Genomic DNA, 24,347 nt, shown 5'->3' with positions numbered 1-24,347 from the left:
GAAGAAATAAACTGGTGCCCGGAAGAGGACTCGAACCTCCACGGTGTTACCCGCCAGTACCTGAAACTGGTGCGTCTACCAATTCCGCCATCCGGGCACTGTTTTGAACCCGTAATTTTACCGATTAGAGAGAATATTGTCTAGAAAAACCAAAGGCCTGCAGGCCCAGAACCACCCCTTCCCGATCCCCGAGCGCGAGCAGATGCTCGGCGTCCTCGAGGAAGCCGGCGTCCCCATGACCGAGGAGCAGATCCTCGAAAAGCTGGGGGTCGCCCCCGAGGAGCGCGAAGGCGCCGGACGGCGTATCGCCGCCATGGAGCGCGACGGCCAGATCCATCGCAACCGCCGCGGCCTCCTCGTCATCGCCGACAAGGCCGGCCTCATCAAGGGCAAGGTCATCGGCCACCCCGACGGCTTCGGCTTCCTCCAGCCCGAGGACGGCACCGACGACCTCTTCCTCGGCCCCAAGCAGATGCACACGGTGCTGCACGGCGACATCGCGCTCGCCCGCGTGACCGGCTTCGACCGCAAGGGCCGGCGCGAGGGCTCGATCGTGGAGGTGCTCGAGAGAGCCAACAGCAAGGTGGTCGGCCGGCTCTTCATCGAGCACGGCGTGATGTTCGTGATCGCCGAGAACAAGCGCCTCTCCCAGGACATCCTGATCACGCCCGAGGGCTCGTTGCCCGCGAAGGCAGGGCAGGTCGTCGTGGCCGAGATCCTCTCCCAGCCCACCAAGAACGCCGAGCCCATCGGCCGCGTGATCGAGGTGCTCGGCAACTACGCCGACCCGGGGATGGAGATCGAGATCGCGCTGCGCAAGCACGACCTGCCGCATGAATTCCCCGCCTCGGTCGAGAAGGCCGCGTCGCTGTTTCCCGCGACGGTGCCGGCATCGGATCTCAAGGGCCGCAAGGACCTCCGCGATCTCGATTTCGTCACCATCGACGGCGAGACGGCCCGCGACTTCGACGACGCGGTCTACGCCGAGAAGATCGCCAAGGGCTGGAAGCTCTGGGTCGCGATCGCCGACGTGAGCCACTACGTGAAGCCCGGCGACGCGCTCGACAAGGAAGCGCGCGAACGCGGCAACTCCGTGTACTTCCCGCGCCGCGTGATCCCGATGTTGCCGGAGGCGCTGTCCAACGAGCTCTGCTCGCTGAAGCCGAAGGTCGACCGCCTCGTGATGGTGTGCGAGATGGAAATCCTGCCCAGCGGCTCGCTCAAGAAGTACTCGTTCTACCCGGGGGTGATCCACTCGAAGGCGCGCCTCACGTACACGCGCGTCGCCGCTGTTCTCGAGGGCCGCGAGGCCGATCCGCCGGTGGAAGCCGCATTGGTTCCGTCGCTGGAGACGCTCTACGGTCTCTACAAATCGTTGCTCGGGTCGCGCAACCAGCGTGGCGCCATCGACTTCGATTCGGTCGAGACGCAGATGATCTTCGACGACAAGGGCAAGATCGAGAAGATCGTGCGCGTGCAGAGGAACGACGCGCATCGCCTGATCGAGGAGTGCATGCTCGCGGCCAACGTCTGCGCTTCGGACTTCCTGCAGGAGAACGGCCAGCCCACGCTCTACCGCATCCACGAAGGCCCGACGCCTGAGAAGCTGGAGGCGCTCCGTTCGATGCTGAAGGACTTCGCACTGTCGCTGGCCGGCGGCGACGAGCCGCAAGCCAAGGACTACCAGCAGCTCCTCTCGCGCATCAAGGGCAAGCCCTTCGCGAGCCTCCTGCAGACGGTGATGCTGCGTTCGCTCCGGCAAGCGGTGTACAGCCCGGAGAACGTCGGCCACTTCGGCCTGGCGTACGAGGCGTACGCGCACTTCACCTCGCCGATCCGCCGCTATCCGGACCTTCTCGTACACCGCGGCATCAAGTCCGTGCTGAAGAAGAAGCTCTACGAGGAGCCGGACTGGCACGCGATCGGCAACCACTGCTCCGAGACCGAGCGCCGGGCGGATGAAGCCACGCGCGACGTCGAGAACTGGCTCAAGTCCTACTACATGCAGGACCACGTGGGCGACGAGTTCGAGGGCACCATCAGCGGCGTCACCAACTTCGGCCTCTTCGTCACGCTGGACGAGATGTTCGTCGACGGCCTGGTGCACATCTCCGACCTCGGCCAGGACTACTTCACGTACGACCAGGCGCGCCACACGCTGAAGGGCGAGCGCTCGGGCGTGAAGTACCAATTGGGCGGCCACGTCCGCATCAAGGTGGTTCGCGTGGACATCGAGGCGGCGAAGATCGACTTCACGTTGGTCGGGCAGCCCGTGCCGGCCGTCACGTCCATGGGCAAAGCGGAGAAAGCACCGAAGCCCCGCGACATCGACAAGAAAGCCAAGAAGCACCAGGGGAAATACAAGTGAAGATGCTGGCCGGGTTCCACGCCGTGAAGAGCCGCCTCCGGGTGAAGCCGGAGAGCGTCCGCGAGATTTTCATGGATGCCGAACGGAAGGACGCCCGCGCGAAGGAGCTGCGGGCGCTGGCCGAGAAGGTGGGCGTCCGGGTCCTCACGGTCGATGCCAAGCGCCTCGACGGCATGAGCGGCGGCACGCGCCACCAGGGCGTGGTCGCCCAGGCCGAGGATCTCCACATGCCGCAGTTCATCGAGGATGTGCTGGAGGATCTCCAGGATCCGCCGCTGCTCCTCTTGCTGGACGGCGTAACGGACCCGCACAACCTCGGGGCCTGCTTGCGCGTGGCCGACGGGGTCGGTGCCCACGCCGTCATCGCGCCGAAGGATCGCGCCGTCGGGCTCACGATGGCGGCCATCAAGGTCTCGTCGGGGGCCTCGGAGACCGTGCCCTACATCGTGGTGACCAACCTCGCGCGCACCATGCGCGACTTGAAGGACCGCGGCATCTGGCTCGTGGGCACGGACGACGAGGCCGGCGCCTCGATCTACGACTCGAAGCTGGAAGGCGCGCTCGGCATCGTGCTGGGTGCGGAGGGCGAGGGCCTCAGAAGGCTCACCGCCGAGACCTGCGACAGCCTGGTCTCCATCCCCATGAACGGGACGGTGGAGAGCCTGAACGTCTCCGTGGCGAGCGGCGTGTGCCTGTACGAGGCGCACCGGCAGCGCATGGCTGCCGGGCGCAAGAAGGCGAAGCCGGCCTAGAACTCGAAGCGCGAGATGCGCTTCGTTCCCGAGACGCCGTTCACCGTGTAGCTCAGGGTCGCGTCGTTCGCGTTGTCGAACGCGAGCGTGATGTTGCCCACGGGCGTGCTCACGACCTGCGAGGTGTCGAAGTTCGACGCGAGCGGCGGGCCGGTCACCTTGTAGAGCGTGCCCGCGCAGCCGTTACCCGTCACGTTGCACGACGAGGCGATGAACCACTGCGGGTGGCCGGTTTCGTCATACACGTACCAGGCGACGAAGAAGACATCGCCCTGGTTCGAGATCGTGACGCCCCAGCCGGGCTCCGCCGAGTTGTAGTAGAGGTCGGTGTAGTCCGTCTGCAACGCCACGGCACGATCGCGGAACACGTTGCGCTGCAGTGCCACGTCGCGGGTGATGCTGCCGACGTTGAACACCAGCTGCACGTGCTCGGTATCGAACGCCTTGACGTTGATCCGGCCGACGGCGGTGGAATGCACGGCCGACGGATCGAACGGCACGCCGAAGTAGCGCGGGCCCTGGACCTCGTAGAGATCCCCGGAGCACTGCAGCGGCACGGCGGCGGATGCCGGCACCCGGTGGCAATCCGAAGCGATGTACCACTTGGGCTGCCCGTCCGGACCGTAGTTGTAGATCGTCGCGAAGACCACGTCGCCGCGGTGGGTGAACTGCACGCCCCAGCCGGACTCGGCGGGGTTCCACCACAGCCCGGAGATCGTGCCCTGCTGGAAGCGCGCCGTGGCCGAGCCTTCCAGCGCGTAGAGGCGCCCGGTGTTGTAGCTCGCGACGTAGAGCTCGCCGGCCTCGTCCTCGCCGAAGCTGCTGATGCCGTCGGGACCCGCGCCGGGGCCGATGATCTGCTCGGTCACCCAGCCGCCTTGGGTCTGGCGCGCCGCCCAGATGCGGTTGCTCACGAAATCGCCGTAGATGTAGTAGCCGTAGAGGTCGCGGCTCTTGAAGCCCCGGTAGACGTACCCGCCGGTGATCGACTGGCCCATGTCGTGGCCGTACGTGAGGACCGGGCCCGTGGCCCCGGCCAGGAAGCAGCTCGTGGGCGGGTTGAAGCAGGCGTTCCCCTCGATGACGCGCCAGCCGTAGTTGCGGCCGTTGCCGGTTCCGGCCGCGGCGTAGTTCACCTCCTCGAAGCGGTTCTGGCCCACGTCGCCGATGTAGAGGTCGCCCGTGCCGCGGTCGAAGCTGAAGCGCCAGGGATTGCGCAGGCCCTTGGCCCAGATCTCCGGGGAGGCCTGGGCGCGCGTCACGTCGAGGCGGAGGATCTTGCCGAGCAGGCTGCCGTCCGACTGGGCGTTGTTGTTCGGATCGCCGCTGCCGCCGCCGTCGCCCGTGCCGATATAAAGGAAGCCATCCGGGCCGAAGGCGAGCTGGCCGCCGTTGTGGTTGTCGGCTCCCGGATGCGCGATCGTGAGCAGCGATTGCTCGGAATCCGGATCGGCCTGGTTGGGCACGCCCGGCCGGTTGGTGAAGCTGGAGACGCGCAGCGCCCCATCCTCGATGCGCGCGTAGTAAACGAAGAAGCGGCCGTTGTTCTCGTAGTTCGGATCGAACGCCAGGCCCAGAAGGCCGCGCTCGCCCGACGTGCTCACGCGCGGGCTGATGTCCAGGAATGGAGTAGGAAGTACAGCGCCGTTTTGCAAGATCTGGATGCGCCCGACTTTCTCGACGATGAAGAGGCGTCCCGTTCCGTCGCCGGGGTGCGCGATGGCGACGGGCTGGGTGAGGCCTTCAGCGACGAGGCGCGGTGTGACGAGGGGGGCGGCGGCGGTGAGGCCGGTCGCGAAGAGGAGCAGGGCGGCGAAGCCCAGGCGCGCGGATGTTTTCATGCCTGCGTTGACAGGCCAGAGTCAGGAAGATTCCCTAACGAACGCGAACCAGTAGGTCCGCAAGCCCGCGGCAACCGTCTTCGATCATGTCGATTGCGAGTTCGAACGCCTCGGGCTTTCCACCGTACGGGTCCGGCACGTCCTTGCCGTGGAATTTGTCGCCGTACTCCAGGAAGAGCTCGATCTTCTGCTTGCAGCGCGTTGGTGCGATAGACCTGAGCGAACGGAGGTGCGAAGCGTCCATCGCGAGGATGAGGTCGTACTCGTCGAAGTCGTTTCCCTTGAGCTGACGAGCGACGTGGCTTGTGATGTCGTACCCCCGGCGCTTGGCGACTTCCATGGCGAGAGGGAATGTCGGCTTGCCGAGGTGATAGTCGTGCGTGCCGGCGGATGCGATGGCGACGCTGTCCGCCAAGCCGGCAGTCGTCAGAAGCTTCCGCAGCACGCCTTCAGCCGTGGGGGATCGGCAAATGTTGGCGGTGCAGACGAACAGGATGGAGCGAATCACGTGGCGGCTTCAAGCCGTTTCCATTCCCGCGTGATCCAGAAATGGTAGGCAAAGTATCCGAAGAAGAAGGGCCAGAAGAGCACCGGCTCCGGAACGCCCATTCTCCAACCGAAGTAGCCCACGGCTCCGAACGCGCTGGACAAGAGCACGAGGATGCCCAGTGTCTGGGAATGAGTGAACCCGCGCGACAGCAGGTAGTGATGAATGTGTTGCCGATCGGCCTCGAAGGGGCTGCGCCGCGCCCGGAGGCGCCGCGTCATGAGGGAAACGCAATCGGCGAGCGGAAGGACGATGACCCAGAGAGCCGCGATCGGCGGAAACGTGCGCCCCGGACCTTGCGTGAGATCGATCGCGAACCATCCGAGGGCGAAGCCGATCATCAGGCTGCCGGCGTCGCCGAGGAATACGCGCGCATGCGGCTGCCACGGAAAGCGGAGATTGAAGAGCAGGAAGCCCGCGATCGCGCCCGCCAGGATGAGGGCCGTCTCCCACTGAAGGGTCAATCCCGAGGTCACGGCGACGGCGGCATACCAGGCGAGTGCGATGACCGCGATCGATCCTCCCAGGCCATCCATGCCATCCATCATGTTGACGGCGTTGATGACACCGACGACGGCGAAGACCGTCATCGGAATGGCGAAGGCAGAAAGCCCGATGGATCGCCATCCCAGGAGGTCGCCCACGCTGCGGAGCTCGACGCCGGCGCCCCAGATCATCAGGCAGGCGGCGGCGATCTGGATGGCAAGCTTTACGCGCGGGGAAACCTCGGCGAAGTCATCCCAGACTCCGACCGCGGCGACGAGAGTGATTGCTACCAGGAAGGGGGCGGCCGGACGCGCGATCCCCGTGAACCAGGCGGTGCCGATCAGTGCGATGAAGATCGCGAGACCTCCCACCAGCGGAACCGCCCGCAAGTGCGCCTTGCGGCCGCCGGGATGGTCAACCAATCCCAGCGACGGAGCGAGTTGCGAGAAGAGCAGGGTGCCCACGGCCGAAATGATCACTGCCGCGATGATCGACAACCATGGTTGTTGTGAAGCCTCCACCATCGTGTTCCGTTTCCCTGACGCCTTGTTTCCTTGGAAGTATACGTGTCGGGTTAGAATCCGGTCACACCGCGACCAACGAGCAGAAGAACCATCGTGCCCTCCCAGAAAGTGGCGCTCATCACCGGGATCACCGGCCAGGACGGGGCATACCTCGCCGAGTTTCTCCTCGCGAAGGGCTACGTCGTGCACGGCATCAAGCGCCGCACTTCGCTCTTCAATACGGATCGGATCGATCACCTCTACCAGGATCGCCACCACAAGGGCGTTCGCTTCTTCCTGCATCACGGCGACCTCACGGATTCGATGAGCTTGATCCGCGTGATCCAGCAGGTGCAGCCGGACGAGATCTACAACCTCGGTGCGCAGAGCCACGTCGCGGTGAGCTTCGAAGAGCCGGAATACACGGCCAACTCGGATGCGCTGGGCGCGCTGCGGATCCTTGAAGGGATTCGTATCCTCGGCCTGGAGAAGAAGACGCGGTTCTACCAGGCCTCGAGCTCGGAGATGTACGGGCTGGTGCAGGAGGTCCCGCAACGCGAGACCACTCCGTTCTATCCGCGCTCTCCGTATGCGGTGGCCAAGGTCTATTCGTACTGGATCACGGTCAACTACCGTGAGGCCTACGGCATCTTTGCGTGCAACGGCATTCTCTTCAACCATGAATCTCCGGTGCGTGGCGAGACGTTCGTGACGCGGAAGATCACGCGCGCGCTCGTTCGCATCAAGCTCGGCCTCGAGGAATGCTTGTATCTGGGAAACCTGGATGCGAAGCGGGATTGGGGGCATGCGCGCGACTACGTCGAAGCCCAGTGGCTGATGCTGCAGCAGGAGAAGCCCGACGATTTCGTGATCGCCACCGGCGAGCAGTACAGCGTTCGAGATTTCGTGAATGCGGCGGCCGAGCAACTCGGCATGACGCTGCGTTGGTCGGGCGAGGGCAAGGATGAGCTCGCGGTCGATGACAAGGGCGTGAAGCGCGTGTGCGTCGATGCCCGTTACTTTCGACCCACGGAGGTCGAGTCGCTACTCGGCGATGCGACGAAGGCTCGCGAGGTGCTCGGTTGGAAGCCGCGGACGACGTTCAAGGAACTCGTCGCGGAGATGGTCACCTCGGATCTCGCGGATGCGGAGCGCGACGCGCTGATCACCAAGCATGGCTACAAGCACTTCAGCCACCGGGAGTGACGGCGGCGTCCGGAAGGACGCGCGGATCTTCGTGGCCGGCCACCGGGGAATGGTGGGCTCGGCCGTTGTGCGCGCCCTCGAGAAACGGGGATACCGCAATCTCGTCCTCCGCACTCACGCTCAGCTGGACCTCTTGCGCCAGGACGATGTGCGGACCTTCTTCGAGACCGAGCGGCCCGACCATGTCGTGCTCGCCGCTGCGAAGGTCGGAGGCATCGTCGCCAACAGCACGGCACCGGCCGATTTCATCTACGAGAACGTCGCGATCGAGGCCAATGTCATCCATGCAAGCTGGCAGGCGAACGTCAAGCGCCTGCTGTTCCTGGGATCGAGCTGCATTTACCCCCGCGATTGCCCTCAGCCCATCAAGGAGGAGTACCTCCTGACGGGTCCGCTGGAGGCGACCAACCGCGCGTACGCCATCGCGAAGATCGCCGGCATCGAGATGTGCGCCGCGTACAACCGCCAGCATGGAACCGAGTACGCGTGCGCGATGCCCACCAACCTGTTCGGGCCCGGCGACAACTACGATCTGCAAACGTCCCATGTGCTCCCCGCGCTGATCCGCAAGGCGCACGAGTCGAAGGTGAAAGAGCTGCCCCACCTCGTGGCATGGGGAACGGGGAAGCCGCGCCGGGAGCTGCTGCTTTCGGACGATCTCGCCGCAGCCTGCGTGGACATGATGGAAGCAAGTTGGGCCCGGCTCGCGAGCCTGTTCCCGAGCGCGGGCCTGCCGATGGTCAACATCGGAACCGGCAACGACCTCACGATCGCGGAGCTGACGGCGTTGGTCTGCGAGGTCGTCGGCTACCGCGGTTCCGTCACGTGGGACACGTCGAAGCCGGATGGCACGCCGCGAAAGTTGCTGGACGTGAGCCGGATCCGGTCGCTGGGTTGGGAGCCGCGCACGCCGCTGGCGGAAGGAATCCGCCTCGCCTACCAGGACTTCCTTCGCCAGGCTCCGGCTACGACCGGGTAAGTACCCAGGTGCCCATCACGAGGGTATCCATGCGGGTCCGCAGGAAGCAATCGAGCGCTTCTTCCGGCCTGCACACGACGGGCTCGTTTTCGTTGAACGACGTGTTTAGGACCATCGGAACGCCCGTCAAAGCCCTGAAGCTTTCGATCAGCGCGTAGTAGCGCGGATTGGCGGCACGGGTGACTGTCTGGAGCCGACCCGATCCGTCGACGTGCGTGACGGCCGGGATCTGGCCTCGCTTCTCGGCGCGGATCTGGTAGACCTGCATCATGAAGGGCACGTCATCGTCGGTCTCGAACCATTCGGCGGTCGCTTCCCGAAGGATCGAGGGAGCGAAGGGGCGAAACGATTCCCGGCGCTTGATCTTCTGGTTGAGGATGTCCTTCATGTCCGCGCGCCGCGGATCGCAGACGATCGACCGATTGCCCAGCGCGCGGGGGCCCCACTCCATGCGCCCCTGGAACCAGCCGAGGACGTCGCCCCGCGCAGCGCATGCGGCAGCGCGATCGACGAGCACTTGCTCGTCGGTGAGCTGCTCGATCGTGCAACCCGCTCCCGCGATTTCCGTGCTGCGGCGCGTGACCAACGCTCCGATCTCCTCGTCGCTGAAGTGTGGGCCCCAGAAGGCGTGATCCATCGTCGATCGCGCAGACGAGCCTCCTGCTTGCTGCCGATGCGTAATGAGCGCCGCGCCCAGTGCACCGCCCGCGTCGCCGGCCGCAGCCTGCACGTAGAGCTTCTTGTACGGTGAATTGCGAAGCACCTTGCCGTTGGCGACGGAGTTCATCGCGCATCCGCCGGCCAGCGCGAGCGCGTCGACGTGATACTTCTCGTGGAGGCGGGTGACGAGGTGGAAGAACGCTTCCTCGTACATGGCTTGCGCGGAGCGGGCGATGTCCTTGTGGCGCTGTTCGAGGGGATCGTCCTTGCCTCGCGCGCTCCCGAGCAGTTCGATCAGCGCATCGGAGAAGAGCGAGCCCACGATGGGCTGGCCGTTGTCCCACTCGTATTCGACCTTCTCACGGTGATGGCGGAAGTAGTCGAGATTCAGTTCGAAGCGTCCGTCGTCCTGGAGGCGGACGATGCGTCGCATTTCCGGCAAGTACTTCGGTTCACCGTAGGGCGCCAGGCCCATGACCTTGTATTCATCGCCGTAGTGCGGAAACCCGATGAACTGGGTAATCGATTCGTAGAAGATCCCCAGCGAATGCGGGAAGTAGACCTTGTCGTCGACCTCGACCTGGTCGCCGCGGCCGATTCCCCATGCCGCGCTGGCGAAGTCGCCGAATCCATCGACCGATACGGCAACGGCCTCGGGGAACGGCGAGACCAGGAATGCCGATCCCAAGTGGGCGTGGTGGTGCTCGACGTAGTGGACTTCACCCTTGAAAGGTTGGCCCAGCGAGGTCGAGAGCTCTTCTGCAACGCCCGTCCGCTTGCGCTTGTTCTTCAGGCGATCGAGGACAAGCGAGATGTCCGGCCGTTGCTTGAGCGTGAACGCCAGCTTGCGCCAGAGGTTCGCGCCCGAGTCCTGATTGATCGCGACATGGTCGATGTCGGACAGAGAGAGCCCGGCATCCTTGAGGCACCAGGCGATGGCCTGGCTCGGAAATCCGGCCCAGTGCTTGATGCGGCGGAACCTCTCCTCCTCGGCGGCGGCCACGAGCTTGCCGTCGCGCAGCAGGCACGCCGATGCGTCGCCATGATAGGCATTCAGTCCGAGGATATTCATGTGCGGGAGAACCAGCGCCAGGCCGTGGAAACGATCTCGGGAAGATCGGCATAGCGGGGACTCCACCCGAGGTCCCTTCGCGCGCGTTCCGAGCTCGCGATCAGGCGAGCGGGGTCGCCGGCGCGGCGGCCGGCCATCTTGTAGCCGATGTCCTGGCCGGTGATCCGGCGACAGCACTCGATGACGTCGAGGACCGAGCTTCCCTTTTCCGAGCCGAGGTTGAACGCCTCGAACGCGCGACCTGGAGCGTCGAGCCGGCGCATGGCGAGAAGGTGCGCGGCGCACAGGTCGGATACGTGAACATAGTCGCGGATGCACGTTCCATCCGGCGTGTCGAAGTCGTCGCCGAAGACCTGCAGTTGCGTCGCATCGCGAGCGCCGCCCGCGCGCAGCCGCAGCGCCTCGCGAAGCACGAGCGGGATCAGGTGCGTTTCGGGGTCGTGGCGTTCGCCGAGCGTGCCGTCGGCGTCGAGCCCCGACGCGTTGAAATAGCGGAGAGCCACTGTGCGCAACCCGTAGGCGCGCCCGTAGTCCTTCATGGCGCGTTCGCCCATGAGCTTGGTGGCGCCGTACGGATTCACGGGATCTTGCGGATGCTCTTCCGTCATCGGGGTCATCACGGGATCGCCATAAGTGCTGCACGACGACGAAAAGACAAGTTTTCCGACGCCGTTCGTGCGCATCGCCTCGAGAAGGTTCGCCGTGCCCAACACGTTGTTGCCGTAGTACTTGGCGGGATCCTGCACCGATTCACCGACGTAGCACTTCGCGGCGAAGTGAAGGACGCTCGAGAATTTTCGCAGGGCTAACGCCTTCGTGATCGCGACGGGATCGCGGAGGTCTCCTTCCACGAGGACGGAGCTGGCGATCGCGTCGCGATGGCCGGTCGAGAGGTCGTCGAAGACCACGACCTCGTGTCCCGTGCTCGCGAGGAGCTTCACCATGTGCGAGCCGATGTAGCCCGCGCCACCCACAACGAGAACCGAATCAGCCACCGGCCACCGCCCTTCGACGAATATCGTGCTTCTTCGCAACCACCATGCCCTGGTACAGCGCGCGCATCATGCAGAAGACGAATCCGTCGCGGCCGTCGCGGAACCCGCCGCGAAGCACATAGGCATAGATGAAGTAGAGGAGAGGACGCCCCGGCATTCGCATGGCGATGCCCTTCAGGGCGGCTCGCCGCACCAGCGGGTCGCCGTTGACGAGGCCGCTCCACGACGGGGATGCGCGCTCCGCCGCGATCTCGTGTTCCGCATCCTTGGTCGAGTAGCGGTTCTGGCGCTCGAACCACTCGTCGATGCCCTTCAAGTTCTCATCGATGAGGTCGAATTCCAGGTCGGCGGTCGCACCGTCGACGACCTGCGTTTCCGCGTGTCCGCGATTCACGTAGCGGACGTGCCCCAGGCGGACCAGGCGCACGACCCACGTCGGATAGAGGCTGCTGTGCTGCAACCATCGTCCCCACATATGGAAGCGCCGCTTGACTCGGTATGCGTCGATCGACGCAGGTGTGGTGTGCGAGACGCGCTTCAGTTCTTCGGCCAGCGGCGGGGGGACACGTTCGTCCGCATCGAGGATGAGGATCCACGGATGCTTCGGCGACGTGTTGTCGAGCGCCCAATTGCGCTGGTCCCCGAAGCCGGTGAAGGGGTGCACGAACAAGCGCGCTCCCGAGTCGGAGGTGATGGCGGTTGTGCGGTCGGTGCTGCCCGAGTCGACGACGATCACGTCATCGCACCAGGAGAGGCTTTGGAGGCAGCCCGGGAGATGGATTTCTTCGTTCAGCGTGAAGATCATCGCGGAAACGCCAGCCGGGGATTGCGATGCGTCGGTCTCCAATCAGATCGACCCCTTGCGTCTTGAAAGCCGGGCTGCGGTGACGTTGGCGAGCAGGTCGCGGATCTGACGGCGCTCCATCGCGACGAACGCGAGGGTCACCAGGGCGACCATGGCCTGGAAGAGGGCGGTCACGTACACCGCCAAGGTGATGCCAACCTGTACGCAAAGCGACAGGATGACCAGAGACGCCAGTACCCTAAAGGAGAAGATCTCGTGGCCGCGCGACCAACGCTCCACGCGGGCGTAGAACCAACCGAGGATCATGAATGCGGCGACAACGCCAATCAGTCCGAAGTTGGCCTGCGCTTCCCCAATCAGGTCCCAGGCGATGGTCGCGGTCATGGCCGTTTCTCGAGTTTGAAGACCGTGGTGCACGTTCAAGATGACGGTGCCCTCGTGGGTCGACATTCGCTCCGGATTGATGAAACGTGGTACGAGCAGGCGCGGGATTGGCTCATAGCTCGCACCGAACAGATACGGCGTGCGATCCGGCGACATCTCGTAGACCATCAGGAAGAGATAGGCAAGCCCGGCCCTCTCGCGAAGCGAAAGCTGTTCGCGGCTCTGTGTAGTGCCGTCGTCCGTGAATGCTTCCAGTCCATATCCGATCCACTCCGCATACAAGCCCACGTACTCTGTTGGCTGAGGTTCGTAGTCGGTTGTCCCGAACCAGTGCTTGTCGCGCATCTCGCTCTTGCCCGCGTGCAGGAGGGAAAAAGCCAGGAGGGCAGCGACCAAGATCTTGACTGGAACGCGTCCGCGCCCAAGTGAGTAGGCTGTAATGCCGATCAAGACCTGCAACATCGAGCCAACCAGGAGCAGGCTTGCACTGCTCGCCATCTCCGCGAGCGTGAAAACGACGATAAAGGCGTATGCCTGCGGCCCCCGCAGCTTTCCTGCGCCAATGTCATGGAAGTGCACAAAGACCGACAAGACGTAGAGGCTGGTGATAAACGCGCGGAAGACTCCGAGCACCTCCGAAGGCACCCACCACCACCATTGCCCCGTAGTTCCGAACAGGAAAAACATGTTCAGAACCGCGGCCGCGAGGAGCAAATTCCTCATCCGATTGATCGGAAGCTGGAGCGTGGAATCCCCAGGCTTTGGCAGAGGACCGCGCCGGAACCAGTACCAAGTGATCGTTCCGGCGGCAAGGCCAAAGGCAAGAATGCCGCCCACGCTGATCTTGGTCGTCTCACTCACCGAGTCGAGATACGCTTGCCCGCCCAGCATTGGCAACGCGTAGGTCATGAGGAAGGTAAGTCCGTAGATCGGGAAAATCGGGATATCCGCCCCGCCATCCTGGATCCAGAGCCAAGTCGGAACCAAGCCCGCGATACTGATTGCCAAGGAGGCGGCCACGGCGCCCGACGAGGAGTCGGGCACATACCAGAGCTCGATCGCCAGCACGCCGATCGCGAGAAGCCAGAAGCCGCGCTCGAAGGCCTGCTGGCGCTTGGCGGCCAAGGTCAATGTCGTCGTCATGATTCATCAGGGGGCCGGTTGCCGATACAATCCCTGCAGGCCCCAACGGTGATTGTCCCACAGTGTCTCCCTCTTCGGCTGCACCCACGCCCCCAGTAGCGGAGCTTCTCGCGTCACGGGAAGCTCCCGGGCACAGCGAGCCATTTTTTACACTGGCGATCCCGAACTACAAGCGCCGTGAGTTCCTCGAGGTCAATCTCCGCCACGCGTTCGCGCAGGATTGCCGCGACTTCGAGATCCTGGTTTCGGACGACTGCTCGTCGGACGATTCCAACCAAGTGATCCCCGGATTCCTTTCCGCCTCGCCCGTGCCGTTCCGGTACGTCGCCCAATCGGTAAATCTCGGATATGACGGCAACGTCCGCTATTGCCTGAACAACGCGCGCGGCAAGTACGTCTTCATGCTCGGCAACGATGATGCACTCGCGTCTCCGGATGTCTTGACCCGCCTGATGGCGGCGCTCGTATCGCTCGAGATGCCCGACATGTGCATCACGAACTATCAGGATTGGCACACACAGGCCGTGACGCAGCGGGCTTTCAGCACGTCCATCCTCGGCCAGGGGCCTGCCGCTGCCGCGCACTACTTCCGCTCATTCAGCTTCACCAGCGGGCTCGTTTTCAAGCGGGAAGCCGCGGCGCGCCACGACACCGACCGCTGGGACCGCTCGATCTATATTCAGATCTTCCTCGCCAGTCGCATCCTTGCCGCAGGAGGGCGTCTCGCCGGAGTTGACGTGGTGGCGGTGTTGGACCACATCCGCCTCGACGGCAAGCTCGTTCCCGAGACCTACCGCGTGCGCTACGCGAATGCCCCGCTTTCGTTCAAGCACAAGCACACGGGTCTTGATTCGGTCGCCCGCGTGACCATTGACGCGATCTCGCCCTATCTCGACGACGCGCAGCGTTCCAACCTCATTCGACGCATCTACTCGCAACTTCTGACGATCACCTATCCTTTCTGGCTCTTCGAGTACCGGCAGCTCGCGAACTGGGGCATGGCGTGGGGCGTGGCCCGCGATCTTTGGCCTGGGCACCAGCTCCGCGAGTACAAGCTGCGCTTGCGCGACCGCGCTTATCTCTGGACGCTCTACCTCGCCGTCACGTTCTGCGGTCTCACGATTCCAGCAGGCCTTTTCAACCGGTTCCGCCACCGGCTCTCGACCTGGGTGCGGCGCAGGCGGCAGCACCTCGTGACCGGGTGAAGATCGCCCAGGTCAGCCCTGCGTTCCATCCCGCGCACATTTACGGCGGGCCGACCTACTCGGCGTTGCGATTATGCGAGGCGTTGGCGGATGCGGGCGGGGAAGTTCGCGTGCTCACGACGGACGCCAATGGGCGGGAACGGACGCTGGAAGTCGACACATCGCGCGAGGTCGAGCTCGCCCCGCGGTTCCGAGTCCGCTACTGCCATCGCATTGCCGTGCATGCCGTGTCGCCTACGCTCGTGGGAAACCTGCCGGAGCTCCTGCGCTGGGCCGACGTCGTGCACCTCACTGCGGCTTACAACTTCACGACGTTCCCGACGCTGATCGCGTGCCGTGCACTCGGCAAGCCGCTGGTGTGGTCGCCGCGGGGAGGGTTCCAGCGCTGGGAAGGAACGACGCGAGCCCGGACGAAGAACGCCTGGGATGGCGCATGCAGGAGCGTTGCCCCCGGCCGCCTGGCGCTGCATGTCACGTCGGAAGACGAAGCCCGGCAAAGCCTCGCACGGTTTCCGGGTGTGAAGGCCGCCGTGATTCCCAACGGAGTGGACATTCCGGCGCCGCACGTGAAAGAGGACTCACCGGTGCTGAGGCTGCTCTATCTGGGACGGTTGCATCCGATCAAGGGTATCGAGAACCTGCTTGATGCGTGCGCTAAGTTGAACAGCGATTCCACACTGCGATGGTCCCTCGTCCTCGGCGGCGACGGCGAAGCCGCCTACCGGTCGCAGCTCCAGGCCCGATCGATCGAGCTCGGCTTGTCCGACTCGGTTCGATTCGTAGGCGACGTGAGGGGGGATGCGAAGCAGGCGCTGTTCCATGCGGCCGACGTCGTCGTCGTCCCCTCCCACAGCGAGAACTTCGGCATCGTGGTGACCGAGGCTCTCGCACATGGCCTGCCTGTCATCGCGAGCCGCGGGACACCCTGGGGACGGCTCGAGGAAGTAGGGTGCGGGCTCTGGGTTGCGAACGATGCGGATTCGCTGGCCGATGCGATCCGCCGCGTTGCCGCCCTGCCCCGGGCGGAGATGGGCGTTCGTGCGCGACAGTGGGTGGAGTCGGAGTTTTCCTGGAAACGTGTCGCGCGGGACACGCTCGACCTCTACGAGTCGCTCATGGCCCCGGCGAAGTACGCCTGAACCTCTCCGATCTCGGCATCCGAGAAGCGGCTTTCGCGAACCACTCCCGCATTCGTCCGGATGTGGTCCACCGTGTACATCGCGCACACTGCGACGTCCACGCCGGTGTTACGAACAACGCTGTTGAGGGCGAGATCTGCCAGCAATCGCGGGTCGGCGCTGGCCAGCTTTTCTCGCAAGGGCGTGGATAGTCGCGAATCGATTCGCATGGGCTCGAGGGCTTCCCGAAGCCGAGCAACTCCTTCGGGCCCGCCGAACGGCTGGTGCGCCATCCGCCCCGAGCCGGCCGCCCCAGGCAATGCAGCGATCGTGCGGGCATCGGCCTGCGCGGAGAGGTTCTGCAGGAATTGCAGGGCTCGCACCTGCTGGGGCCGTACCCGAAGCATCTCGGCGATGGCGGCCGCACTCGACGCGACGCCGATGCAGCGCACCTTGCCTTTCCGAACTAGCTCGTCCAAGGCGGCGAAGAGCTCATCGTCGAGCGCCACGTTCGGTGCGCAGGAGTGGAGGAACAGCACGTCGATGTAGTCCGTTCGCAGCTCTGCGAGACTGCGCTCCACGCTCGACGTCATCTCGGCGACGGAGAATCCATGGCTGGAGAACTGGGCGCCCATTTGCGATCGGACCGCCGGTGTCGCGAGCTTCCTCGCACCCGGAATCACCTTGAACACCTGGCGGGCCACGGCTTTGGCGAAGCGCTTCACCGGCGTACTTGGGGATGCGCGAATGCCGAACTTCGTCGAGACAATCACGCGGTCGCGCTTGCCCTCGAGGAAGCGCCCCAGGATCCCTTCGGCATCCCCGTAGCCGTATGACCGCGCGGTGTCGAAGGTCGTTATCCCGTCGTCGAATGCAGCGTCGAGCGCGCGCCGGCTTTCGCGGACGCCGAAGCGGCTGCCCATGGGCCCGCAGCCGAAGCCGAGCGCGGAAACGACGATGCCCGTTCCCCCGAATGGGACGTAGCGCATCAGTAGTAGCGGATCTGCAGCATCAGGCGCTCGCGATCTACCGGCGCAATGGCCTTGTGATAGCAGGAGGCGTCCTGGATGAATCCGAAGCCTGCTGGACCCTGGATCACGACCTCGCTGTCGGCGCCGTAGCGTTCGAGCACGGCATCCCTTCCCTGGCGCACCGAGCCGAGCAGCCACGGTAGCGGCTTCTTGCGGTGGCTCGCGAGGATCATGGCGTGCGCGCCGGAGCGCGTGTCGACGTCGCTCAGGTAGTAGTTCGCATAGATGAAGTTGTAGCTCTGGACGTCGAAGTGATAGTCGATCGTCTGTGCGGCGGCGATGCGCTCCGCATCCGGTACGCTCGTGACGAAGCTCCAAAGCAGGCGGATGTTGAGTCGCGGAGGGGCGTAGCCGAGGTAGCGGCGAACGATCTCGCGGACCTGTGGGTCGTTCGCGATTTGCAGTACCAGCGGGTGCTGATCCGCTCCGACCACCACCGCGATCACAGCGGATTCTCCATTGGGAAGCCGTCCGTCGCGCACCTGGTCGTACTGGAACATCGTGCTGTGGGCGTTGCGCCGCAACGTGCTGGATCGCGCGTATGCGCCTAGCGCTTCGACTGTTGCAGTGGGGAGTTGGAGGCCGGGGAAGAGTGCCGTGTCGCCAAGTTGCCGGACCGCGCTGGCGATCGGCAAGGGTGCGAAAAGTGAGGTGCCGTCGTCGCCTTGGGTTCGGACTGCACCTCCCTGGCGCAAGCCCATGCCCAGACCGTAGGCGCGGCGGATCAGGTGGAATCGACCGAGGACGTAAGAGGACGTTTCGCTCAGGCGCCTGCGACGCAGACCGTCCCAGAGGAATCTTCCGAAGCCACTCATCGTCAGGTGGGCTTTCGCCAGCAGAAGCGCCAGCGATAGCCAAGGAGATCGTCGTCCGAATATGCCGAGAGTTCACCTGTGGCGCGCAACGCCTGGAGCGCGGGGAGGAGCTCTTCGTGATTGAACGGTCGCGAACGCTCGAAGGTCGCTCCGGGGAGCTTGCGTTCGATGAGTGCGATCCAGTCTGCAGTGGAGAGTTGATTCACGTAGACGCTGGGCTGCACGTCGGCGGCGTAGGCGGGCCGCAAGTGAGCCCAGTATGCGAGTCCGTGACGCGGGCCACCGTGCGTCCGAAGGTCGTGGGGGCCGGACTCCGCGGTATACGGCAGGAGGCTGATCGCTGCGACGCCGCCAGGCTTGAGCACGCGAATCGTCTCGTCGATAACGCGCTCCGGTTCGGGCAAGTGCTCGAAGACATCCACCGAGTAGACGAGGTCGAACATCCCGTCGTCGAAGGTCATCTTGGCTGCGTCCATCTGCATGCGCGCGAACTCCGGGGCGTGGACGCAGCCGAGCTGGCGATGGAGCTCGCGCATCAGTCGGCGGTCGAAGCCAAGCGCCTTGCGACCCAGTGTCTTCACGACTCGGCCGGGTCCGTTGCGCCGCCACATCTCGGCGTACTGTGACCAACCCTCATCCGGCGCCACACGGTCGAGGTCGATTCCGGTCACCTGATTGCGGCGCGCGAAATACGTCAGTTGCCGGGGGAGTTGCCCCGCGCCAATCTCAAGCATGCGGAGTCCCACCGCCTTCCCCGGCAAGTGGCCTTCGGCGAGTCGTTCGAGCGCGCGGCATTCCTCGACGATCCTGCCTACGTATTCGGGCAGTTCAGCAATGGACCGCTGCGCGCCCTCGACGAGTCGAACGTAGTTCACCAATCGCGTACGCAGCGCGCCAACGTCGCCGTATGAACGCAAGGGTGCTTTTCCGGAGCTCATGCAGTGTGTCGAGCCTTCTGGGCGAGGAGCTCAATGTAGACCCGGTGCATTTCCTGGGCAACGTCCCGCATGCGTGGCGGAGAAACGATTCCTTCCCTCAGTCGTTTCAATAGGCCTCGATCGGATATCAGCCGTGCGAGAGCATTGCTCCATGCGGTTGCGTCAGAAGGAGGTATCAGCAATCCATCGACGTCGGCACGAACCCTTTCGGTGATACCCCCGAGGTCGGAACCCAATACGGGCACGCCGGCAGCGAAAGCCTCCAATACGACAAGTGGTCCGGTCTCCAAGCCTTGAGAGGGGACCGCCAGGACGTCATACAGCGCGATTGTCTCTATCATCGCCTGGTTCTCAATGGGGGGAAGCAACCGGACGCGCGAATCCTGGGCGACGCTGTTCGCGATCGACGCGTAGTACGGATCATCGCCCACAGCCATCCTGACTCCATAGATGTCGAGCGACATCGGTAGCTTTGGCACCCGAGCGAGCGCATCCAGGAGGACATGAATTCCCTTGGTAGGATCGAGGCGCCCGAAAAACGCGACTCTAAGAGAACCACTACTCTCCGTTCTTCGGGATCGACTTGGCGAGATTGCGACGCCATCCGCCAGACCTTGCCGACATACAACCATTTGCTCGATAGGGACGCCGTTGTCCTCCAGGAGTCGTGCAACCCAGTTTGATGGCGCGACGATTCGATCCGCGCACTGTAAGAACGACCGTACCGCGCGCTGGCGCTTCGATGTGAGATCTCGCATGCGCAACGCAGTCCAGGCCCCACCCGTAAGTCCCCTCGAACCCAGCAAGTCGCCAAGCGCCGGTGGAACATGCGCGACGGTTTCTGCGAGCACTCTAGGAACGCCGAGTCCGGCGAGGCTGCAAGCTGTGCAGCGAGTGGTGCGCATGACACCGTCGCATGCGACGTTGCCCCAGCGCAGCAGCGTCCCGCGCTGACACGTCGTGGTCGGCGTATGGTAGGTGTAGACCAAGGGAATGGACTTTGACTTCACTCCGTGAGCCAGGAGACTGGAAACGGCGATCGAATAGGAGTGAAGGTGTACCAAGTCTGGCTTCTCGAACTCGAGAATGGAGTCGAAAGCCCGTGCTGCGCCCATGTCACCGTCGCCGTAGTTGTACCCCGCATCGGCCGAAATGGTGTTCCCGATGAAGCGGTGCGTACGAATGCCCTGGTACTCGTATTTCGCTGCCGCAGGTCCTGGTGCGCAAACTACCGATTCCACTCCAAGCGTCGATAGAGAGCGCGTGAGTCCCTCGACGTAGATCTCGGTTCCCCCCGCTGGATCCGGGTAGTACGAATAAGGTACGTGAATGACCTTCACGGCCTAACTGGCGATCACTGACGAATGGCGCCACCACAGGTTCTGTTCCGGCAAATGCTGAGGCGCCTCAAATCGCTCGCCGAGGACGGTAAACGGAACGTAGCCGTGGCTGGAAAGCAGGTCGTAGCAAGACCGGAGATCATCGGGACTTGCGACGCGAACCTCATGCTCGACGATGATGTTTTCGGGGCGATAGGGCGCAGAGAACTTCATTCCTCGAAATACTTCGAGCTCATAGCCCTCGACATCGATCTTCATAAGTCTAATGGGGCCAACGTTCAGGTCGGACAGGATCTCGTCCAGAGATACGGTTGCGACGAGGTGTGTGAGCCCTGCGTTGTCCTGTTGCAATCGGTCAACGCGCGTGGTCCCAAGATTGCCTTCATCCGGTGTACTGAGGTGCACAAGGCCTCTGCTTGTCCCCAGGGCGACATTGATGGCAGCAGCAGCAACACCCGAATTGCGACGCACGTTTCGCATCAACTGAGTAAACGCTTGTGCGGAAGCATCAACCGCGATGCACTTCACGCCCGGAAGGGCTCCCAGGCAACATGTAAAAATCCCCAGGTTGGCGCCGACGTCCAGAAACGTCCCGCCCTTGGACATGATCTGCCGCGCAAGCGAGATCGTGCGTGCCTCGAACTCGCCCGTGTGGGTCAGCACGTGTCCGATGTAGTCGTTTGGATTTACCAGCAGCCGTACGCCGTACCCGTCGCGCACGGGAAGGCCTCCAGGAAAGAGACCTCGCGAGAGCATGCCAAGAAGGCGCAGCTTGGCGGGGTGTCCGGGCACTGATCGGACGTACGCCAAGAACAGCCTTGCGCCCAGGCCGTCCCCTTCCCATTTCGTCAAGTTGTCAGCCAATGTCGAACTCGTACGACAGTTCGACCAAACCCCGATCGTGCGGGGCGTACGGCGGAAACTCCGTGCTGTTGGCAGTTCGGACGATGGACAGTGAGGTGAGATCGTAGATATCTCCCCTGAAACTGCCACAACTCATGTACAGGCCGATTGAATACTCCCCTTCGACAAGTGGAAGTGTGTCAATGGCACCCTGGATTCGCGTCGGCGTGTCCGGAGTGATCCGATAGTCGATGCGGGTGCTGCGTAGATCGACTATGGCTACGCGCGTGCCGAGAGCCGAGTACACGAGGATCGAGAGTTCGGTGAGTCTCGCGGATTCCAGCGAAGAGAAGCTCATGGCGAAGCGCAGCGTCGTGCCGGACTCGATCGGATTGGGCGTGAATGTGAGTTCGGTCAGCGTCAGTGTCGGCGACACCCGGTAAGAAGCGAAGTTTTGTGCGCCCTCGCGACGAGACATCTCGCCAAGATAGGCCTGGATCTGATCCCCCACGGGGCCTATTCCCGCTACCTTGCCGTGGCGAAGAAAGATTGCTCGTGTGCACAGCGTCTCGATGGCGGCCATGTTGTGGCTGACGAAAAGGACCGTGCGCTGCTCGGACTTCGCGACGGCCTTCATCTTGCCCAGACACTTGCGCTGAAACTCGGCATCCCCGACCGCCAGCACTTCGTCCACGATGAGTATTTCCGGGTCCAGATGTGCCGCCACCGAGAAGGCCAGTCGCACATACATTCCCGACGAATATCGCTTTACGGGCGTGTCAAGAAACCTCTCGACCTCCGCAAAATCGACTATCTCGTCAAATTTCCTTTTGATCTCGGAGCGGGCCATCCCGAGAATCGCCCCATTCAGATAAATGTTCTCTCGCCCGGTGAGCTCAGGATGGAATCCCGTTCCGACCTCGAGCAAGCTAACGACTCGACCGTTGAGTTCGATCCGTCCCTCGGTAGGCTCCGTTATTCGGCTGAGAATCTTGAGCAACGTCGATTTTCCCGCGCCGTTGCGACCGACGATCCCACATACCTCGCCCGGGGCAACGTCGAACGACACGTCTTTAAGGGCCCAGAATTCCTGGGACTGGTCTCCTTGCGCTTCGTTCGGATCTGCACGGCCACGAAGCAGTGACCACACTCGAGCGGCACGCATGGCGATCACGTCTCGCAGCGCAACGTACGATTCGCGCTTCCGACGGCCAATTTGATAACTCTTCGAAAGGCCTTCTACGCGGATGGCGGCTGACGTGTCCTTCATATGACGTCTGCAAAGCTGCGCTCGGTCCTGCGAAAATAGCGAATGCCCAGAATGAGGATCGCCAGGGAGAGTGCGGCAGAAAGCAGAAGACCGGGAACGTGCAATGGGAACTTGCCACCCAATAGTGACCATCGGAAGCCGTCGATGATCCCGACCATCGGATTCAGGGAATACAGCAAGCGCCATTCGTCGGGTACCACGGAGCTCGTGAAACCCACGGGGGAGACGTACAGGCCGAACTGGACGATGAAGGGGACGATGTACCGAAAGTCCCTGTACTTCACGTTCAGTGCCGTGAGCCAGAACCCGCATCCCATCGTTGCTGCCAAGGCCAGGAGCACGAATGCGGGAAGCCATACAACGCGCCAATCCGGCCAATAGCCATACCAGGCCATGAGGCCGGCCAGAACCAGACAGGCGATCAGGAAATCCACAAAGCTCGTTATGATCGACGCGGCAGGAATGATGAGCCGGGGGAAATAGACCTTCGAGATCAGGTTGGAATTGCCGATTAGGCTATTGCTTGCCTCCGAGAGGGCGCTTGAGAAGAATTGCCAAGGCAGGATTGCGCAATATACGAGGATCGGATATGGAACCCCATCAGAAGGAAACTTGCCGAGAACGCCGAAGACAAGCGTGAACACAAGCATTATCAACACGGGACGAAGGACTGCCCAGGCGATTCCAATGACGGTCTGCTTGTACCGAACGAGAATGTCGCGCCACGCTAGGAAGAGAAATAACTCCCGGTAGCGCCAAAGGTCGCGCCAGTAGCGGCGCTCTGCACGACCGGGCACGATAACCAGCTGTTCGATTTCGCGCACATTGGAATTCAAAATTGCCTCACCCGGAAAGGGGTTGGATCAGTGATTCAAAGCCGTTCGTGGAAGGCGAAGTCCCTAGCCTTGGCTAGGGCAAATGATAGCGGAATGTTCGCGTGAAGCGTCGCTTGCATGACCTTAAGATCGCCGCGTTGGTCGGCGAAAATGAGCCGGGCCTGCTCGGATCCTACGTGCGCGCGTACAGGTCCATGGGCTGCACGGTCGTGTGCTGGGATCCTCACGCAGCCCTTCGAAGGCACACGAAGTTCGGTCGATTCGGTCGCTATGCGGTGAGCTTTTTGCCGGTCGATGCATGGACGCACAAAGCCAACAGGGAGATGATCCTCGCGCTCGCCCAGGAGCAGCCGGATGTTGTCCTGGTTAGTGGCAACGCACCGATCCGTGCAGGGGCTTTGTCCCAGCTTCGCATCAGCGTTCCTCATGCACAGGTGGTCCTGTTGTGGCCGGATTCACTGCTCAATCTCTGGCGGCACACAATCGAGGCATTGCCGGCTTATGACCTGGTGGCCACCTACAGTCGATCCACCATCCCGGAGTTTCTCCGATTGGGTGCAAGAAGCGTTGCGTGGGTGCCATTTGCAGCAGATACGATGCAGTTCTCCCGGGAGGTTTCGATAGCGGACCCGGAGCGAAGGGAATTGCAGAGCGATGTTTGCTTTATCGGCAACCATCGCCCCGAGCGAGAAGCGGCTATTGCGGCCCTGGTTCGCGCGGGTCTTTCCGTAAAGGTCTGGGGCGAGCCGAACTCATGGCGGCGGCACGCGCGAGACAAGGGCCTGGTGTCGACGTACTTCCAAGGAAAACCGCTCTACGCAGAAGCATTTGCTAAGGCAATTCGATGCTCGAAGCTTTGCCTCAATCCGATCGATCCGACGACATTTCCCGCGGCGAACATGAGGTTCTTCGAGATCCCGGCATCGGGAGGAGTGGCGTTGAACTCTTCTTGTCCAGAAATGGCGAACATCTTTGGCGAAGGCCATGCGGCCTTCTACTTTGATTCGGTCGACAGTCTGCCCGCCATGGCTCGCGAGCTCATAGCGGATTCCTCCCTGCGGTCGCGTATTGCTGACGTGGCGCACGATCTTGTCACTCGCGACCATACGTACATTCATCGCGCGCAAGAGATCCTGCGCCTGTTGGGCTTGGACGGCAGCGAGAAAGAGGCGATTTCAACATGACTTCGTCACCCACGCGGGCGAGAGAG

The 24,347-nt window shown here is 63.1% G+C and carries 21 protein-coding genes and 1 tRNA gene; 7 read left to right on the top strand and 15 right to left on the bottom strand.

The annotated features are described in order from the left end of the window. Positions 1-12: 12 nt before the first annotated feature. A tRNA-Leu gene (locus DSM104443_RS14235) sits at positions 13-97 on the bottom strand. Positions 98-136: 39 nt separating this feature from the next. Here DSM104443_RS14235 and rnr point away from each other — a divergent pair. Next, the gene (rnr, locus tag DSM104443_RS14230) at positions 137-2,368 is read left to right on the top strand and encodes a ribonuclease R (RefSeq protein ID WP_281359529.1); all 2,232 of its coding nucleotides are present in this window, start codon (positions 137-139) and stop codon (positions 2,366-2,368) included. A 2-nt stretch (positions 2,369-2,370) separates the two neighbouring features. After that, a complete protein-coding gene (gene rlmB / locus DSM104443_RS14225; RefSeq protein ID WP_212757200.1) occupies positions 2,371-3,120 on the top strand; it encodes a 23S rRNA (guanosine(2251)-2'-O)-methyltransferase RlmB in 750 nt (249 codons plus the stop codon). Here rlmB and DSM104443_RS14220 read toward each other — a convergent pair. The 3 genes from DSM104443_RS14220 to DSM104443_RS14210 are packed head-to-tail and all read right to left on the bottom strand — an operon-like array spanning position 3,117 to position 6,458. After that, positions 3,117-4,961: a PQQ-dependent sugar dehydrogenase gene (locus tag DSM104443_RS14220; RefSeq protein WP_171093314.1), complete on the bottom strand. Its 1,845-nt coding sequence runs from the start codon at positions 4,959-4,961 to the stop codon at positions 3,117-3,119. The two genes, rlmB and DSM104443_RS14220, sit on opposite strands and share 4 nt — an antisense overlap. 34 nt (positions 4,962-4,995) lie before the next feature. Beyond that, positions 4,996-5,469, bottom strand: a complete 474-nt coding sequence (locus DSM104443_RS14215; RefSeq protein WP_212756684.1) for a low molecular weight protein-tyrosine-phosphatase — start codon at positions 5,467-5,469, stop codon at positions 4,996-4,998. Next, a complete protein-coding gene (locus DSM104443_RS14210) occupies positions 5,466-6,458 on the bottom strand; it encodes an MraY family glycosyltransferase (protein ID WP_171093312.1) in 993 nt (330 codons plus the stop codon). The genes DSM104443_RS14215 and DSM104443_RS14210 overlap by 4 nt, the downstream gene beginning before the upstream one ends. A gap of 153 nt (positions 6,459-6,611) precedes the next feature. Here DSM104443_RS14210 and gmd point away from each other — a divergent pair, with 153 nt between their 5' ends. Both gmd and DSM104443_RS14200 read left to right on the top strand, forming a co-directional pair. Then, a complete protein-coding gene (gmd, locus tag DSM104443_RS14205) occupies positions 6,612-7,703 on the top strand; it encodes a GDP-mannose 4,6-dehydratase (protein ID WP_171093311.1) in 1,092 nt (363 codons plus the stop codon). Next, positions 7,672-8,682, top strand: coding sequence for a GDP-L-fucose synthase family protein (locus DSM104443_RS14200; protein ID WP_171093309.1), 1,011 nt, complete (start codon positions 7,672-7,674; stop codon positions 8,680-8,682). The genes gmd and DSM104443_RS14200 overlap by 32 nt, the downstream gene beginning before the upstream one ends. Here the strand turns inward: DSM104443_RS14200 and DSM104443_RS14195 are convergent. Genes DSM104443_RS14195 through DSM104443_RS14180 form a run of 4 tightly spaced genes read right to left on the bottom strand, consistent with a single transcriptional unit; the run spans position 8,669 to position 13,741 of the window. After that, the gene (locus DSM104443_RS14195) at positions 8,669-10,414 is read right to left on the bottom strand and encodes a carbamoyltransferase family protein (protein ID WP_171093307.1); all 1,746 of its coding nucleotides are present in this window, start codon (positions 10,412-10,414) and stop codon (positions 8,669-8,671) included. The two genes, DSM104443_RS14200 and DSM104443_RS14195, sit on opposite strands and share 14 nt — an antisense overlap. Next, positions 10,411-11,409 (bottom strand): UDP-glucose 4-epimerase GalE, encoded by a 999-nt coding sequence (gene galE, locus DSM104443_RS14190; protein ID WP_171093305.1) that lies wholly within the window; start codon positions 11,407-11,409, stop codon positions 10,411-10,413. Before galE ends, DSM104443_RS14195 begins: the two co-directional genes overlap by 4 nt. Continuing rightward, entirely contained in the window at positions 11,402-12,256 is an 855-nt protein-coding gene (locus DSM104443_RS14185) for a glycosyltransferase family 2 protein (RefSeq protein WP_171093303.1), read from the bottom strand. The genes galE and DSM104443_RS14185 overlap by 8 nt, the downstream gene beginning before the upstream one ends. Beyond that, entirely contained in the window at positions 12,257-13,741 is a 1,485-nt protein-coding gene (locus DSM104443_RS14180) for a hypothetical protein (RefSeq protein WP_171093301.1), read from the bottom strand. Positions 13,742-13,803: 62 nt separating this feature from the next. Between DSM104443_RS14180 and DSM104443_RS14175 the strand changes: the two genes are divergently transcribed. Together DSM104443_RS14175 and DSM104443_RS14170 are read left to right on the top strand one after the other, a co-directional pair. Next, positions 13,804-14,946 carry a glycosyltransferase family 2 protein gene (locus DSM104443_RS14175; protein ID WP_171093299.1) on the top strand — a complete coding sequence of 381 codons (1,143 nt, stop codon included), beginning with the start codon at positions 13,804-13,806 and terminating at the stop codon, positions 14,944-14,946. Beyond that, complete coding sequence (locus DSM104443_RS14170) at positions 14,943-16,085, top strand: glycosyltransferase (RefSeq protein ID WP_171093297.1); 1,143 nt, start codon at positions 14,943-14,945, stop codon at positions 16,083-16,085. Before DSM104443_RS14175 ends, DSM104443_RS14170 begins: the two co-directional genes overlap by 4 nt. Here DSM104443_RS14170 and DSM104443_RS14165 read toward each other — a convergent pair. The 7 genes from DSM104443_RS14165 to DSM104443_RS14135 all read right to left on the bottom strand — a co-directional run bounded on the left by DSM104443_RS14165 (position 16,049) and on the right by DSM104443_RS14135 (position 23,125). After that, positions 16,049-17,053, bottom strand: a complete 1,005-nt coding sequence (locus DSM104443_RS14165) for an aldo/keto reductase (protein WP_171093295.1) — start codon at positions 17,051-17,053, stop codon at positions 16,049-16,051. The genes DSM104443_RS14170 and DSM104443_RS14165 overlap by 37 nt on opposite strands. Then, positions 17,053-17,619: a hypothetical protein gene (locus DSM104443_RS14160; protein ID WP_171093293.1), complete on the bottom strand. Its 567-nt coding sequence runs from the start codon at positions 17,617-17,619 to the stop codon at positions 17,053-17,055. Before DSM104443_RS14160 ends, DSM104443_RS14165 begins: the two co-directional genes overlap by 1 nt. Before the next feature lie 293 nt (positions 17,620-17,912). Then, the gene (locus tag DSM104443_RS14155; protein WP_171093291.1) at positions 17,913-18,848 is read right to left on the bottom strand and encodes a class I SAM-dependent methyltransferase; all 936 of its coding nucleotides are present in this window, start codon (positions 18,846-18,848) and stop codon (positions 17,913-17,915) included. Continuing rightward, positions 18,845-20,089: a glycosyltransferase gene (locus DSM104443_RS22195; protein ID WP_425509632.1), complete on the bottom strand. Its 1,245-nt coding sequence runs from the start codon at positions 20,087-20,089 to the stop codon at positions 18,845-18,847. Before DSM104443_RS22195 ends, DSM104443_RS14155 begins: the two co-directional genes overlap by 4 nt. A gap of 102 nt (positions 20,090-20,191) precedes the next feature. Next, positions 20,192-20,908 carry an FkbM family methyltransferase gene (locus DSM104443_RS14145; protein ID WP_171093287.1) on the bottom strand — a complete coding sequence of 239 codons (717 nt, stop codon included), beginning with the start codon at positions 20,906-20,908 and terminating at the stop codon, positions 20,192-20,194. A 136-nt stretch (positions 20,909-21,044) separates the two neighbouring features. Continuing rightward, complete coding sequence (locus DSM104443_RS14140; protein WP_171093285.1) at positions 21,045-22,301, bottom strand: ABC transporter ATP-binding protein; 1,257 nt, start codon at positions 22,299-22,301, stop codon at positions 21,045-21,047. Then, a complete protein-coding gene (locus tag DSM104443_RS14135) occupies positions 22,298-23,125 on the bottom strand; it encodes an ABC transporter permease (protein WP_246232256.1) in 828 nt (275 codons plus the stop codon). The genes DSM104443_RS14140 and DSM104443_RS14135 overlap by 4 nt, the downstream gene beginning before the upstream one ends. Positions 23,126-23,238: 113 nt before the next feature. Here DSM104443_RS14135 and DSM104443_RS14130 point away from each other — a divergent pair, with 113 nt between their 5' ends. Further along, positions 23,239-24,321 (top strand): CgeB family protein, encoded by a 1,083-nt coding sequence (locus DSM104443_RS14130; protein WP_171093283.1) that lies wholly within the window; start codon positions 23,239-23,241, stop codon positions 24,319-24,321. Positions 24,322-24,347: the final 26 nt, after the last annotated feature.

It is taken from the genome of Usitatibacter rugosus (assembly GCF_013003965.1).
Lineage (GTDB): Bacteria > Pseudomonadota > Gammaproteobacteria > Burkholderiales > Usitatibacteraceae > Usitatibacter > Usitatibacter rugosus.
This window is presented reverse-complemented; position numbering and strand designations above follow the sequence as displayed.

Bases quoted from the DNA above. Each gene is read 5' to 3' on its own strand.
- rlmB (WP_212757200.1), top strand. From the start codon at position 2,371: ATGCTGGCCGGGTTCCACGCCGTGAAGAGCCGCCTCCGGGTGAAGCCG.
- DSM104443_RS14220 (WP_171093314.1), bottom strand. From the start codon at position 4,961: ATGAAAACATCCGCGCGCCTGGGCTTCGCCGCCCTGCTCCTCTTCGCG.
- DSM104443_RS14200 (WP_171093309.1), top strand. From the start codon at position 7,672: ATGGCTACAAGCACTTCAGCCACCGGGAGTGACGGCGGCGTCCGGAAG.
- DSM104443_RS14195 (WP_171093307.1), bottom strand. From the start codon at position 10,414: ATGAATATCCTCGGACTGAATGCCTATCATGGCGACGCATCGGCGTGC.
- DSM104443_RS14180 (WP_171093301.1), bottom strand. From the start codon at position 13,741: ATGACGACGACATTGACCTTGGCCGCCAAGCGCCAGCAGGCCTTCGAG.
- DSM104443_RS14165 (WP_171093295.1), bottom strand. From the start codon at position 17,053: ATGCGCTACGTCCCATTCGGGGGAACGGGCATCGTCGTTTCCGCGCTC.
- DSM104443_RS14155 (WP_171093291.1), bottom strand. From the start codon at position 18,848: ATGAGCTCCGGAAAAGCACCCTTGCGTTCATACGGCGACGTTGGCGCG.
- DSM104443_RS14140 (WP_171093285.1), bottom strand. From the start codon at position 22,301: ATGAAGGACACGTCAGCCGCCATCCGCGTAGAAGGCCTTTCGAAGAGT.